Raw genomic sequence first — 13,070 nt, 5'->3', positions numbered from 1 at the left:
ATTTATGGATTGCTAAATTATGATGTTTTTTTTAGAACTGGCTTTCCGCCCAAATGTACGCAATCATATAGGTTTTGCATGGACTCGAAAGGGACCTGCATTTTTTTATAGCGATAAATGGCTTCAAGGTCACTGCTCAGATAGTCATGATCCACGTTTAGTTGGATGTCGTTCATGGTAAATTGACAAGGGTGTTCGTAACCGGCCGCATGTGTTATTTCCAAAAATTCTTTTCGGAATGTTTTAAAGTATTGGGCCAATCTATCTGACTTTAGGGGCACGTCAATACCTTTTTGCAGCCATTTGCTCTGGGTGGCCACACCAGCGGGACAACGGTTGGTATGGCATACCTGGGCTTGGATGCAACCAATGCTCATCATGGCCTCCCGGGCCACATTGATACAGTCCACACCCATGGCAAAGGCCATGGCCGCTTTGGCGGGGAAGCCCAATTTTCCACTTCCAATGAATACGATCCTTTCTGTGAGCCCCCGGTCCGCAAAAACTTTATAAACCGATGAAAAACCGTAGGTCCATGGTAGGGAAACATGGTCTGCAAAACTGGGTGGAGCTGCTCCTGTGCCGCCTTCACCACCGTCTATGGTAATGAAATCAGGGCCTTTGCCTGATTTTTTCATTAAGTCGGCCAGCTCTTCCCATTGGTCCAGCTTTCCTATGGCACCCTTGATGCCCACGGGCAATCCGGTTTCCTCTGCGATGGATTCAATAAGTTCCAAAAGCTCGGGAATAGAACTAAATGCTTTGTGTGTTGAAGGGGAGAGTACATCCTTTCCTACTTCAACACCCCGTATCTCCGCAATTTCATGGGTAATTTTGGCGCCGGGCAAAACACCGCCCTTTCCAGGTTTGGCCCCCTGCGAAAGTTTGATTTCGACTCCTTTTATGGCAGGATTTTCATCCACCAATATTTTTAGTTTATCCATGGAAAAGTTGCCGTCCCGGGATCGCACCCCAAAATAGCCGGTCCCAAAGTGAAAAATAACGTCCCCACCTTGTTTGTGATAGGGGGATAGCCCACCTTCCCCGGTATTGTGATAGGCGTCACATTTTTCCACCCCTTGGTTCATGGCTGTTACCGCCGCAGCGGAAAGGGAGCCAAAACTCATGGCGGAAATATTGATGATGGAAGCCGGGCGAAAAGGTTTTCTGCGTTTGTTGTAGCCGCCAATGACCTTGGCGCAGGGCAAGAAATAAGGATTGTCGATATTGGGGTGACCTTGTGGCATTTGGTAGGCCATCATGGCGTTCTTCACAAAAATATGCTGATGGGCATAGATATCCCTTTCCGTACCAAAACCTTCATAATTGTTCTCCTTTTTGGCCGATGCATAGATCCAGCCCCGTTCAATCCGGTTGAAGGGGAGTTCCTCTCGGTTGTTGGCCACAAAATACTGTCGCATTTCCGGGCCAATGCTCTCCAACCAGTATCGCAAATGACCCACTACGGGGAAATTATGGCTAATGGTATGCGCTCTTTGAAAAAAGATATCCCTAAGGGCAACCAGCAATAGAAAGATGAGAATCCATCCCCACCATGGGATGCTTCCAAGAAAATCCAATATTGGTTCCATGTTTTACTTGTTCAAATAATCCAAAGTCAATTGGGTCATGGTTTTTACACCCAAGAGTAGTCCACTGTCATCAATTTTGAAATCGGGGGTATGGTGCGGAAAGGATTCCGTGGTCCCTGGGGTCATCCCTCCCAAAAGGAAAAACATACCGGGCACTTTCTCTTGGAAGTAGCTGAAATCCTCGGCACCCGTAATGGCTTTGTGAATGGTAACATTCTCCTTTCCTGCCACTTTTTCAAGGGTAGGGGCCATTTGCGCGGTCAAATCCAAATCATTGAATGTAATGGCAGTGGATGTGGTGATCTCTATGGTTGCTTCAGCACCATAAGCCTTGGCAATGGCTGGAACCATTTCTTCCATACGCGTATTGATGTGTTTCTGCATCTCGTAATCCAAGGTTCGAATAGTACCGATCATTTCGGCACTCTCGGGAATGATGTTGAACCGGACCCCACTGGTAATCTTGCCCACGGAAATGACCGCAGCTTCGTTGGTAAGGTTGGTCTCGCGGCTGATAATCGTTTGTAGGCCATCGATAATTTTGGCGCTGATCATGATGGGGTCAATCCCTGCCCAAGGTTGCGATCCATGGGTTTGCTTTCCTTTCACATTGATTACAAAGCGCTGGGCGGAAGCCAAAGCCCCTCCTGGCTTGTACTTGATGGTGTTGATGGGTGTTTGGGAGTTGATATGAAGTCCAAAAATGGCATCCACATCCGGATTTTGAAGTACGCCTTCCTTGACCATGAGTTTGGCACCGCCTTCTTCACCTGGAGGCGCTCCTTCCTCAGCAGGTTGGAAGATGAACTTTACCGTACCCTTTATTTTATCCTTGTTTTTGGAAAGTACTTCGGCAACACCCATTAAAATGGCAGTGTGGGTATCGTGGCCGCATGCATGCATCACCCCGACTTCCGTACCCAAAAATTCTGATTTTACGATAGACTTGAACGGAAGGTCGTTGCGTTCGGTCACAGGAAGGGCATCAATATCTGCCCTAAGGGCGACTACCTTGCCTGGTTTTTTTCCTTTCAGCAGACCTACCACTCCCGTGTGGGCCACGCCAGTTTGTACTTCAATCCCCAAGGATTTAAGGTGAGCTGCAATTTTTTCAGCTGTTTTGAACTCTCGGTTGCTGAGCTCCGGATTTTGGTGGATATCACGCCGCCATTCAATGACTTTGCTTTCAATGGCTTGATAGTCTTTTTCCAATTTGGCGTCCTGTGCCCAAAGGCCTAGACCGGACACCAAAAACACGAAGGTGATCATTTTGTTCATAAGAAATCAGTTTAAAATTTTATTAGTCGATATCCTTGGTTTTGCAATTGAATAAGGGCCGTCATGGCCGAAAGGGCAATCTTACTGCCCGGAATAAGGTCTTCTTTGGGGTAGTTGCGCGATTTTGAGGACTGCCCGCACAAAATGACCTCCACTCCGGCATTCAGCAACTCCTTGACCAGGTCATAATTGGGGTTGACCGTTCCAAAACGAGCTTGGTAAGCCTCATTGTGTATAATGTCCTTGGCAGCTGTTCCATGCAATACCAAGGCCGCCTTAAGTTGGGATACCGGGACCCCACTTTGGGCATGCATGTTCAGAAAACGTGCCGCTGTTTCTATTTTTTTGTTGATTTCGGTGTGGGATTCGGGACTGTCCATTATATCGAACACCAATTTGAATTCAGCGCTTGTATCGGTCTTGAAATCTGGATTTTCCACGGTCCAGACTTCGCCGTGATTTTCAAGTACAGGTCCTGCTTTTTTTTCTTGGGAGAATCCTAGGGATACCATGGCCATAAGGGAAATGGTTAACAAGAAGGAATATTTCATTAGTAAAAGTTGAGTTGCTAAATATATTCAATTCAATTCAAAACTCCTTCGTGTTTATAAATATTGATAGGTTGATTTTAGCATGAGGGCATTATTGGCTAATTTCACGCCTACTTTTAAATTTCTGAGCTTTTGAGTGATTTTTTGGATGAATTGAATGATGCGCAACGGGCTCCTGTATTGCACAAGGACGGTCCGTTGATGGTCATTGCCGGTGCTGGATCGGGAAAGACCCGTGTACTTACCTTTCGCATAGCCCATTTGATGAACCAGGGGGTGGATTCGTTCAATATTCTGGCCTTGACCTTTACCAATAAGGCCGCCCGTGAAATGAAAAAGCGGATTTCGGATATTGTGGGCACCTCAGAGGCCAAAAACCTTTGGATGGGAACCTTCCACTCGGTTTTTGCGAAGTTACTGCGGTTTGATGGGGATAAATTGGGATACCCGAGCAATTTTACCATTTATGACACCCAAGATTCCCAACGTTTGATCGCTTCCATTATCAAGGAGATGGGATTGGATAAGGATATCTACAAATACAAGCAGATTCAGAACAGGATATCCTCGTATAAGAACAGTTTGATTACGGTAAAGGCCTATTTCCAGAACCCGGAACTGGTAGAGGCCGATGCCATGGCCAAACGCCCGCGCTTGGGGGAAATCTATAAGAATTATGTGGACCGTTGTTTTAAGGCGGGGGCCATGGATTTTGATGATCTTTTACTTCGTACCAATGAGTTGTTGACGCGTTTCCCAGAGGTTCTGATGAAGTACCAAGACCGGTTTCGCTATATTTTGGTGGATGAGTACCAAGATACCAACCACTCGCAATATTTGATTGTAAAAGCTTTATCGGACCGTTACCAAAATATTTGTGTGGTAGGGGACGATGCCCAGAGTATCTATTCGTTCCGTGGGGCCAACATCAGCAACATCCTTAATTTCCAAAGGGATTATGATGATGTGGCGGTCTATCGATTGGAGCAAAACTACCGATCCACCAAGAACATTGTCAATGCAGCCAACTCCATCATCGAAAAAAACAAGGATCAGTTGGAAAAGGTGGTGTGGACTTCCAATGATGCGGGCAATAAGATAATCATCCATCGTAGCATTACCGATGCAGAGGAGGGCCGGTATGTGGCAGGTTCCATTTTCGAGAACAAGATGCAACATCAGATGCAGAATGGGGAATTTGCCGTGTTGTACCGTACCAATTCGCAATCCAGGGCCATTGAGGATGCACTGCGTAAACGTGACATCCCTTACCGGATTTATGGAGGACTTTCATTTTATCAGCGCAAGGAAATCAAGGATGTATTAGCCTATTTGCGGTTGATCGTGAATCCCAAGGATGAGGAGGCCCTGAAGCGGGTCATCAACTTTCCGGCCAGGGGTATTGGGCAGACCACTATTGACAAACTCATTGTTGCGGCCAATCATTACGGTCGTTCCATCTATGAGGTCATGGAGCATTTGGAAAAACTCAACCTGAGTATTAATGCCGGGACCAAGCGTAAGTTGCAGGATTTTGTGACCATGATCAAGAGCTTCCAGATTATGAATGAAGGTTCCGATGCGTTTACTTTGGCGGAACATGTGTCCAAGAAGACCGGTTTGCTGTTGGAATTCAAAAAAGATGGAACCCCAGAGGGAATTGCCAAAATGGAAAACATTGAAGAGCTCTTGAACGGTATCAAGGATTTTGTGGAAGGACAAAAGGAACTGGCGGACGCCACGGGAAGCTTGACCGAGTTTTTGGAAGATGTGGCCCTTGCTACGGATATGGACAAAGATGTGGGAGACGATGACCGGGTGGCGTTGATGACCATCCACTTGGCCAAAGGGCTTGAGTTTCCTTATGTCTACGTTGTGGGAATGGAAGAAGACCTTTTCCCATCGGCCATGAGCATGAACACCCGCAGCGAACTGGAAGAAGAAAGACGATTGTTTTATGTGGCGTTGACCCGTGCTGAAAAGCAAGCTTTCCTTACCTACACCCAGAATAGATACCGATGGGGGAAATTGATCGATGCCGAACCCAGTAGGTTTTTGGAGGAGATAGATGAACAGTATGTGGAAAACCTTACCCCGGTCAATGATGGCTATCGATATAAATCCATGATCAACGCCAATATTTTCGGCGAAGTGGACAAGAGTAAACTGCGGCAGGTGAAACCAAGCAATGGAACACCTCCCAGTACACAACGCCCCAATGAGAATCAATTGCGTAAACTTAGAAAGCTGAAACCTGATTTGGCTTCTCCTTCGTCAATCAATCCGGTAGCGGATTCTGATCTGGCCGAAGGTGCTTTGGTAAACCATACTCGTTTTGGAAGGGGCAAGGTGGTTAAAATTGAAGGGGTGGGGAACGATAAGAAAGCGGAAATCCTTTTTGACCAGGGCGGAATCAAAAAACTACTGCTCCGTTTTGCCAAGCTAGAGGTGATTAAGGACTGATGTCCATAATCCATCACCCATTTTTTCAGGCTTATGTTTTCAATGTAAACTTTGTTACCTTGCATTGTGATTGGCATTGGAGCCATTTTTAGAGGTATATGGCAGAGTTCATCAAACTTTATGAAGAAAACCCCAACCCGAGGCAAGTCGAGAAAATTGGCAACGTACTCAGGAAAGGAGGGTTGATCATCTATCCTACGGATACGGTATATGGCCTTGGCTGTGACATTACCAACTCCAAGGCATTGCAACGCATTGCCCGCATCAAGGGTATAAAATTGGAAAAGGCCAACTGGTCGTTTGTTTGTGCAGATTTGAGCAACTTATCGGATTACGTGCGGCAGATAGACTCCGCTACCTTCAAGATATTAAAAAGAGCGCTTCCAGGGCCTTATACCTTTATTTTGCCGGGAAACAATAACCTGCCCAAGGATTTCAAAAAAAAGAAAACCGTGGGGATACGGGTGCCTGATAACAACATTGCCCGGGCACTGGTCACGGAATTGGGCAATCCTATTGTTTCCACCTCCATTCACGATGAGGATGATATCTTGGAATATACCACAGATCCAGAGCTCATTTTTGAGAAATGGCAGAACTTGGTGGATGTGGTCATTGATGGGGGCTACGGGGACAATGTGGCTTCCACGGTCATTGATGTATCCACTGGTGTTCCTGAAGTGGTTCGGGAAGGTAAGGGGGAGCTGGATATATTTTAAAATAAAAAGCGGCCCATTGGGCCGCTTTTTGATTCAGTCAAAAACTGATTTCTTATTTTCCACTTCCACCGATGGCAGGATCTTTCATGCCTTCTTCGATCATGCTGTAGAACTGATCGATTTTTGGAAGTACCACAATACGGGTTCTTCTGTTTTTGGCTCTGTTGGCAGAGGTTTCGTTGCTTACCAAAGGAATGTAGTAGCTACGTCCGGCAGCAGTCATCCTAGCTGGGTCAACACCAAAATCGTTTTGTAGGATACGAACAACTGAAGTTGCTCTTTTGGCACTCAAATCCCAGTTGTCCAATAGAACACCGCTTCTGTAAGGTACGTTGTCTGTGTGACCTTCTACCATAAATTCAAAGTCAGGCTTGTTGTTTACAACCTTGGCCACTTTGCCCAATACTTCCTTGGCAGCGCTGGTTACGTTGTAGCTACCGCTTCTGAACAATAGTTTGTCAGAAATGGAAACAAATACAACACCTTTCTCAACACTGATTTCGATGTCTTCGTCATCCAAATTGCCCAATACACCTTTCAAGCTCTGTACCAAAGAAAGGTTAACAGAATCCCTTCTTGTAACGGCATCTTGCAATTTTCTGATGGTAAGGTCTTTTTCGCGCAGGCTTTCCAAAGATTTTTCAAGGTTCTCGGCACCTTTTGTGGTAAGGGTGGTCAAGTTGCCCATGTTGTTGATGAGCTCTTGGTTATTGGCCTTAAGGAAGGCGTTTTGATCTTCGAGGGTCTGAAGTCTTGAGTCTGCCGTTGCTTTTTCTTCCAAGCAGTCGTTTAACTTAACAGTGGCAGAGTTTAATAAATCTTGGGTTTCTTTTTGTTTGGCTTCCAGATCCGCATATTTCTTTGATGATACACAAGATGATAGTAGAACAGTCATCGCCAATGTTCCTAGAAAAACTTTTTTCATAATAGTTCAGAGTATAATTTAAGGATTGTTAGATATTTCATAGTAATAGAACTCGACCAAAATTAGATAAAATGCAAATTTTCTACATTGAGGTATAGTTAATCTTTTACTAAAATGTTAAAATTCTTTATATGATTTACGAAATGCGACCATACAATGGATGTCGTAGTATGATACTTTAATAAAAAATTAGCTTTTTCCCGCTTTTTGTACATTTTTATAAAGTTACCATAAAAACTGACATGTGCACGCAGAATGGCCCAACAATGGTCAAATTTTAATTGAAAGATAAAACGTAGGGCTGCAATGCCATCCAAGATCAAGCGCAAGAAGATAATGGGAAACGCTTTTTTTCGGGGAAGGTTTTTGGTAATGGAATACAAAGAGTTCCTGAAATTGAGGAAGGTTTTTTTGGGATTCATGTTCTTCAAAGTGGAACCTCCCAAATGGTACACATGGCTATGCCCCACATAATACACTTTATGACCAGCATTTTTGGCACGCCAACAGAGGTCCACTTCTTCTTGATGGGCAAAGTAGTCCTCATCAAAGCCATGAAGTGATTCAAACACGTTTCGTCGAATAAACATACAGGCGCCCGTGGCCCAAAAGATTTCCTTGGTGTCGTTATATTGGCCTTCGTCCCTTTCCAGGGCCTGGAATATTCTGCCGCGGCAGAAGGGATACCCCAACATATCAATGTACCCTCCGGCCGCACCTGCGTACTCAAAATGGTCTTTTTGGTTCAAATCCAAAATTTTGGGCTGAACAATGGCTATGTCGGAATGGGATTGGAACAAGTCCATAATAGGTTCCAACCAACCGGGGGTCACTTCCACATCTGAATTTAACAGGCAAAAGATATCGGCATCCACGGTCTGCAGACCATCATTGTACCCTTTGGCAAATCCTCCATTCTCTTCATTCTGGATGACACGGATGTTTGGGTAGGCATCTTTTAAAAAGGCTACGGAACCGTCCGAACTGGCATTGTCCACAACATAAATGTCCGCTCCTTCCGAGTAGCTTACAACAGAGGGAAGGAACCTTTCCAACAAGGTTTCCCCATTCCAATTGAGTATGACTACGGCGACTTTCAAAACGGCAGCAAATTAACGGCTAAAATCAGGAATTTCCTTTAAAAACCTGTATTTTTCCTCAGTATGGTCCATTTCGCAATAGTAATGCTCCAGTCCGTTGGTCACCATGAGGTAATCGGATTGTAATTGAAGATTATATCGGGCTATTTGGTCAAAGGTGGACTGGTCAATGGCTACTTCCGGTGCTTTACACTCTACAAGCAGGAATATGGATCCATCCGGATTAAAGACCACCACGTCATACCGTTTTTTTAATTGGTTCACGGTCAGTTGTTTCTCTACATTGATGAGGCTTTTGGGGTAATTTTTGGTGAAGACCAAAAAATGGAGTACATGCTGGCGGACCCATTCCTCAGGTTGGAGCACCACAAATTTTTTACGGATACCGTCAAAAATGTAGTGTCTATTTTGGCTATTTTTGATTCGGAATGAATACGCTGGGAAGTTCAATGACTGCATTGGGCAAATTTGATGATTTTTTTCTGAATGGACGGAATAAAGGAAATTGTAGCTGAGATTGATGCGGGAAACCCCAAGCCCATCTATTTTTTGATGGGGGAGGAGCCCTATTATATCGATAGGATTTCAAAGTACATATCGGACAATGTTCTTACCGAAGATGAAAAAGGTTTCAATCAGATGGTTCTGTATGGAAAGGACACCAGTGTGGACGAGGTGGTTGCGAATGCCAAACGTTTCCCCATGATGGCGGAATACCAAGTGGTGATCGTAAAAGAGGCCCAGCACCTGTCCCGCACCATAGAGAATTTGGTTTCCTATGCCGAAAATCCACAACCCACCACCATATTGGTGCTTTGCTACAAGTACAAGAAATTGGACAAGCGAAAGAAGCTTTACAAAGCCATTCAAAAGAAAGGCGAGCTTTTCGAGAGCAAAAAACTTTATGAAAACCAAGTATCGGAATGGATACGGAGGACCTTGGCCAGCAAAAAATACAAGATTTCACCCAAGGCCTGTATCTTGTTGGTGGAGTTTCTGGGGACCGATTTGGGAAAAATCAATAACGAATTGGACAAATTGACCTTGGTGGTACCCCCAAGTGTGGAGATTACCCCAGAAGTCATCGAAGAACATATCGGAATCAGTAAGGATTTCAACAACTTTGAGTTAAAGAAGGCCATTGGGGAAAGGGATGTGGCCAAAGCTTCCCGAATCGTGGATTATTTTGCGCAAAATCCCAAGGACAACCCTTTTGTGGTTACCGTGACCCTCTTGAACACCTTTTTCACCCAATTGTTGCAATACCATGGTTTGAGCGACCATTCCCCCGGGAATGTGGCCAAGGTATTGGGTGTGAACCCTTATTTTGTGAGGGAATATACCGTTGCTGCCAAAAACTATCCCATGAAACGGGTAAGTGGTATCGTGTCCAGCCTTCGTGAATTGGATTTAAAAGGCAAAGGAGTCGGCGCCAATAATATGGATCAGGCCGACTTATTGAAAGAACTCCTTTCGGAAATCATCTAGTGCTATTTCTTATCTACGCTATACTTGCCGGGCCCTAAAAGAAAAATCACCAAAAAGACCACGAAATAGAGTAGGGCTTTTTCCTTGGTGCCAAAAGGATCGGCACTATGGATGAAAAAGCCGGCCACTGCCATGGTAATCGCAGTCGGGATGGCAGCCCATCTGGTTTTAAAACCAATGATCATTAAAAGTGGACAAATAAATTCACCGATCACGGCCAAAAACAGGGAAGGTGCCTCGCCAATACCAAAAGGGTTGGCAAATTCTGTATTGCCATTGATAAGCTTTAAAAGTTTTGGATACCCATGGGTAATCATGAACACTGAAGGTACTATTCGGAGCAGTGCCAATCCCAAGTGGACTAAGGTGTTGTTTTTCATTTGGGGGTTTTTACAGACGTGAAAATATTAATTATGTTTTTAATCGATGCAACAATGATGCATAAATATACGTCCTTACTCGATATTTTCGACAAAAACCGATTTACCTAAGGCTTGGAAAGGAGGTGGGGTCAGCTTCATGCATGATTTGGTAGACCTTTTCAAAAATGTCCTCCGCATTGGGTTTGGAAAAATAATCCCCGTCCGATGCGTAGGCTGGTCTATGTGCTTTTGAGGTCAAGGTTTGGGGGGCGCTGTCCAAATAGCGATATCCTTCCTGTTTCTCCAAAATCTCTTGCAATAAATAGGCAGAGCACCCTCCAGGCACATCTTCATCGATAATCAACAAGCGATTGGTTTTCTCAAGGCTTTTCACAACATCATGGTTCAAGTCAAACGGGAGTAGGGATTGCGCATCGATCACTTCGGCATCTATACCCACTTCCAGTAGTTCCTTCGCTACTTTTTCAACAATTCGTAAAGTGGAGCCATAAGACAATAGCGTAATGTCTGTTCCTTCTTTTAGGGTTTCTACCTGGCCGATTGGCGTGCAAAACTCCCCTAAATTGGAAGGTTTCTTTTCCTTGAGGCGATATCCATTGAGACTTTCTATAATCAACGCGGGTTCGTCACTTTTTAGCAAGGTGTTATAGAATCCTGCCGCTTGGGTCATGTTTCTTGGGGTTAAAATGTACATGCCTCTAAGCAAGTGGATCAAACCTCCCATTGGGGACCCGGAATGCCAAATACCTTCCAGTCTGTGTCCCCTGGTGCGGACAATCAATGGTGCTTTTTGTTTTCCCACGGTTCTGTACATCAAAGATGCCAAATCATCGCTTAAGGTCTGGATTCCGTAAAGGATATAGTCTAAATATTGTATTTCGGCAATGGGTCTTAAACCTCTCAATGCCAGTCCAATACCTTGTCCGATAATAGAAGTTTCCCGAATACCCGTATCGGCTACACGAAGTTCCCCGAATTTTTTCTGTAGACCTTCCAGTCCTTGGTTTACATCACCAATGTTTCCGGTGTCTTCCCCAAAGACCATGGTTTTGGGGTATTTGGTGAACAGGGCATCAAAATTGTCCCGTAAAATGATACGGCCGTCCACTTCTTCCGCCTTTTCAGGGTAGGTGGGGGCCACGGATTCAATTTGGGTGGCATTGCTGCCAAGCTCACTATATAAATGTGAGCTGTACTTGGGTTGGGAGTCGTCCAAAAAGCTTTGTACCCACTGTAGAAGTTGTTGTCTTTCCGGAGTGTTCTCTCCCAAAAGATAACGGAGAGCCGTTCTGGACTTGGAGGCCAAATCTTTTTTGAGCGGTTCATCAACGGCAATCAGGTCGTTTTTGATCTTGTTGATGAAAACGCGGTTTGGACTCTTCTCCGCAGCGTTGGCCAGTAATTGTACAAGCTGTTTTTTGGCAATCAAATGCGGTTTTAAAAACTCGGTCCAAGCTTCTTTTTTTGCGGCGCGGACTTTCTGCTTTATTTCCCGCTCCATTTTTTTGAGCGCTTCCTCGGTACTGATTCCATTTTCCAAGATCCACTCCCTGAACCGCTTGTTGCAATCATTTTCGCGTTCCCATTGCAAGCGTTCTGCAGACTTGTATCGTTCATGGGAACCGGAAGTGGAGTGTCCTTGGGGTTGGGTGAGTTCGGTAACATGGATAAGCACGGGAACGTGGTTGTCACGGGCTATGTCCGAAGCATTTTCAAAAGTATGGGTCAAGGCAGTATAATCCCATCCCTTTACTTTCAATATTTCATATCCTGCCGTATGTTCATCGCGCTGCAGACCTTTTAGCATTTCGGAAATATCTCCTTTGGTCGTATGGAATTCCGAGGGTACGGAAATACCATATTCATCATCCCAAATACAGATGACCATGGGAACTTGCATTACCCCGGCGGCGTTTACGGTCTCAAAGAAGTGACCTTCACTGGTGCTTGCATTTCCAATGGTGCCCCAAGCGACCTCATTCCCGTTGTTGGAAAAGTTGGTCTGGTCCATTTCCTTGACATTGCGATACATCTTTGAGGCCTGCGCCAACCCCAACAGACGGGGCATTTGTCCGGCCGTACAGGAAATATCGGCACTGCTGTTCTTTTGTTTGGTGAGGTCTTTCCAGGAGCCATCCTCGTTAAGGCTGTGGGTCACAAAATGTCCTCCCATTTGTCTTCCGGCACTCATGGGTTCCTTTTCCAAATCAGTGGTGGCATAAAGACCGTGGAAGAATTCCTTTGGATTGAGGTATCCGAGAGCCATCATAAAGGTTTGGTCCCGGTAATACCCACTTCTAAAATCCCCATCCTGAAAGGCCCTTGCCATGGCAAGCTGCGGCAGCTCTTTGCCGTCCCCAAATATGCCAAATTTGGCTTTTCCAGATAATACTTCCCGTCTTCCGAGCAAGCTACATTCCCTGCTGGTGACCGCAACCTCATAATCCTGAAGGATTTGGGTTTGAAAGTCATCAAAAGAAATATCGTTGCTTGTGCTTGGGTCAGGTTTCATGGGCAATCTGAAGATTTCTGCGAAAGTACTAAAATACAATCAAAACAGCAATATGAAAC

At 45.0% G+C, this 13,070-nt stretch carries 11 protein-coding genes; 3 read left to right on the top strand and 8 right to left on the bottom strand.

Translation table 11 applies throughout. The features are described 5' to 3' along the window. Positions 1-17 precede the first annotated feature (17 nt). The 3 genes from DN53_RS00710 to DN53_RS00700 are packed head-to-tail and all read right to left on the bottom strand — an operon-like array spanning position 18 to position 3,421. Positions 18-1,592 (bottom strand): FMN-binding glutamate synthase family protein, encoded by a 1,575-nt coding sequence (locus DN53_RS00710; protein ID WP_129652508.1) that lies wholly within the window; start codon positions 1,590-1,592, stop codon positions 18-20. Positions 1,593-1,595: 3 nt separating this feature from the next. After that, positions 1,596-2,870 carry an amidohydrolase gene (locus DN53_RS00705; RefSeq protein WP_129652507.1) on the bottom strand — a complete coding sequence of 425 codons (1,275 nt, stop codon included), beginning with the start codon at positions 2,868-2,870 and terminating at the stop codon, positions 1,596-1,598. A gap of 11 nt (positions 2,871-2,881) precedes the next feature. After that, positions 2,882-3,421 (bottom strand): DsrE family protein, encoded by a 540-nt coding sequence (locus tag DN53_RS00700; protein WP_129652506.1) that lies wholly within the window; start codon positions 3,419-3,421, stop codon positions 2,882-2,884. Between the two features lie 132 nt (positions 3,422-3,553). Between DN53_RS00700 and DN53_RS00695 the strand changes: the two genes are divergently transcribed. Together DN53_RS00695 and DN53_RS00690 are read left to right on the top strand one after the other, a co-directional pair. Continuing rightward, complete coding sequence (locus tag DN53_RS00695; RefSeq protein WP_129652505.1) at positions 3,554-5,884, top strand: ATP-dependent helicase; 2,331 nt, start codon at positions 3,554-3,556, stop codon at positions 5,882-5,884. Positions 5,885-5,982: 98 nt separating this feature from the next. Beyond that, entirely contained in the window at positions 5,983-6,603 is a 621-nt protein-coding gene (locus tag DN53_RS00690; protein WP_129652504.1) for an L-threonylcarbamoyladenylate synthase, read from the top strand. A gap of 52 nt (positions 6,604-6,655) precedes the next feature. Here the strand turns inward: DN53_RS00690 and DN53_RS00685 are convergent, their stop codons facing one another. The 3 genes from DN53_RS00685 to DN53_RS00675 all read right to left on the bottom strand — a co-directional run bounded on the left by DN53_RS00685 (position 6,656) and on the right by DN53_RS00675 (position 9,087). Further along, positions 6,656-7,528 carry an OmpA/MotB family protein gene (locus DN53_RS00685; protein WP_116217782.1) on the bottom strand — a complete coding sequence of 291 codons (873 nt, stop codon included), beginning with the start codon at positions 7,526-7,528 and terminating at the stop codon, positions 6,656-6,658. 98 nt (positions 7,529-7,626) lie between these two features. After that, a complete protein-coding gene (locus DN53_RS00680; protein WP_129652503.1) occupies positions 7,627-8,628 on the bottom strand; it encodes a glycosyltransferase family 2 protein in 1,002 nt (333 codons plus the stop codon). A 12-nt stretch (positions 8,629-8,640) separates the two neighbouring features. Then, on the bottom strand, positions 8,641-9,087 hold the full coding sequence (locus DN53_RS00675; protein WP_129652502.1) for a type I restriction enzyme HsdR N-terminal domain-containing protein: 447 nt from the start codon (positions 9,085-9,087) through the stop codon (positions 8,641-8,643). A gap of 27 nt (positions 9,088-9,114) precedes the next feature. On the opposite strand from DN53_RS00675, the gene holA reads away from it, so the two are divergent. Beyond that, on the top strand, positions 9,115-10,116 hold the full coding sequence (holA, locus tag DN53_RS00670; RefSeq protein ID WP_129652501.1) for a DNA polymerase III subunit delta: 1,002 nt from the start codon (positions 9,115-9,117) through the stop codon (positions 10,114-10,116). Positions 10,117-10,118: 2 nt separating this feature from the next. Here the strand turns inward: holA and DN53_RS00665 are convergent, their stop codons facing one another. Next, positions 10,119-10,496: a DoxX family protein gene (locus tag DN53_RS00665; protein WP_129652500.1), complete on the bottom strand. Its 378-nt coding sequence runs from the start codon at positions 10,494-10,496 to the stop codon at positions 10,119-10,121. A 103-nt stretch (positions 10,497-10,599) separates the two neighbouring features. Continuing rightward, positions 10,600-13,011 carry an alpha-ketoacid dehydrogenase subunit alpha/beta gene (locus DN53_RS00660; RefSeq protein WP_129652499.1) on the bottom strand — a complete coding sequence of 804 codons (2,412 nt, stop codon included), beginning with the start codon at positions 13,009-13,011 and terminating at the stop codon, positions 10,600-10,602. Positions 13,012-13,070 lie beyond the last annotated feature (59 nt).

Source organism: Flagellimonas olearia (assembly GCF_004150225.1).
Taxonomy (GTDB): Bacteria; Bacteroidota; Bacteroidia; order Flavobacteriales; family Flavobacteriaceae; genus Flagellimonas; species Flagellimonas olearia.
The sequence above is the reverse complement of the archived record's forward strand: the minus strand, read 5'-3'. Positions and strand labels throughout refer to the sequence as shown.

Bases quoted from the DNA above. Each gene is read 5' to 3' on its own strand.
- DN53_RS00710 (WP_129652508.1), bottom strand. From the start codon at position 1,592: ATGGAACCAATATTGGATTTTCTTGGAAGCATCCCATGGTGGGGATGG.
- DN53_RS00705 (WP_129652507.1), bottom strand. From the start codon at position 2,870: ATGAACAAAATGATCACCTTCGTGTTTTTGGTGTCCGGTCTAGGCCTT.
- DN53_RS00700 (WP_129652506.1), bottom strand. From the start codon at position 3,421: ATGAAATATTCCTTCTTGTTAACCATTTCCCTTATGGCCATGGTATCC.
- DN53_RS00690 (WP_129652504.1), top strand. From the start codon at position 5,983: ATGGCAGAGTTCATCAAACTTTATGAAGAAAACCCCAACCCGAGGCAA.
- DN53_RS00685 (WP_116217782.1), bottom strand. From the start codon at position 7,528: ATGAAAAAAGTTTTTCTAGGAACATTGGCGATGACTGTTCTACTATCA.
- DN53_RS00675 (WP_129652502.1), bottom strand. From the start codon at position 9,087: ATGCAGTCATTGAACTTCCCAGCGTATTCATTCCGAATCAAAAATAGC.
- holA (WP_129652501.1), top strand. From the start codon at position 9,115: ATGGACGGAATAAAGGAAATTGTAGCTGAGATTGATGCGGGAAACCCC.
- DN53_RS00665 (WP_129652500.1), bottom strand. From the start codon at position 10,496: ATGAAAAACAACACCTTAGTCCACTTGGGATTGGCACTGCTCCGAATA.
- DN53_RS00660 (WP_129652499.1), bottom strand. From the start codon at position 13,011: ATGAAACCTGACCCAAGCACAAGCAACGATATTTCTTTTGATGACTTT.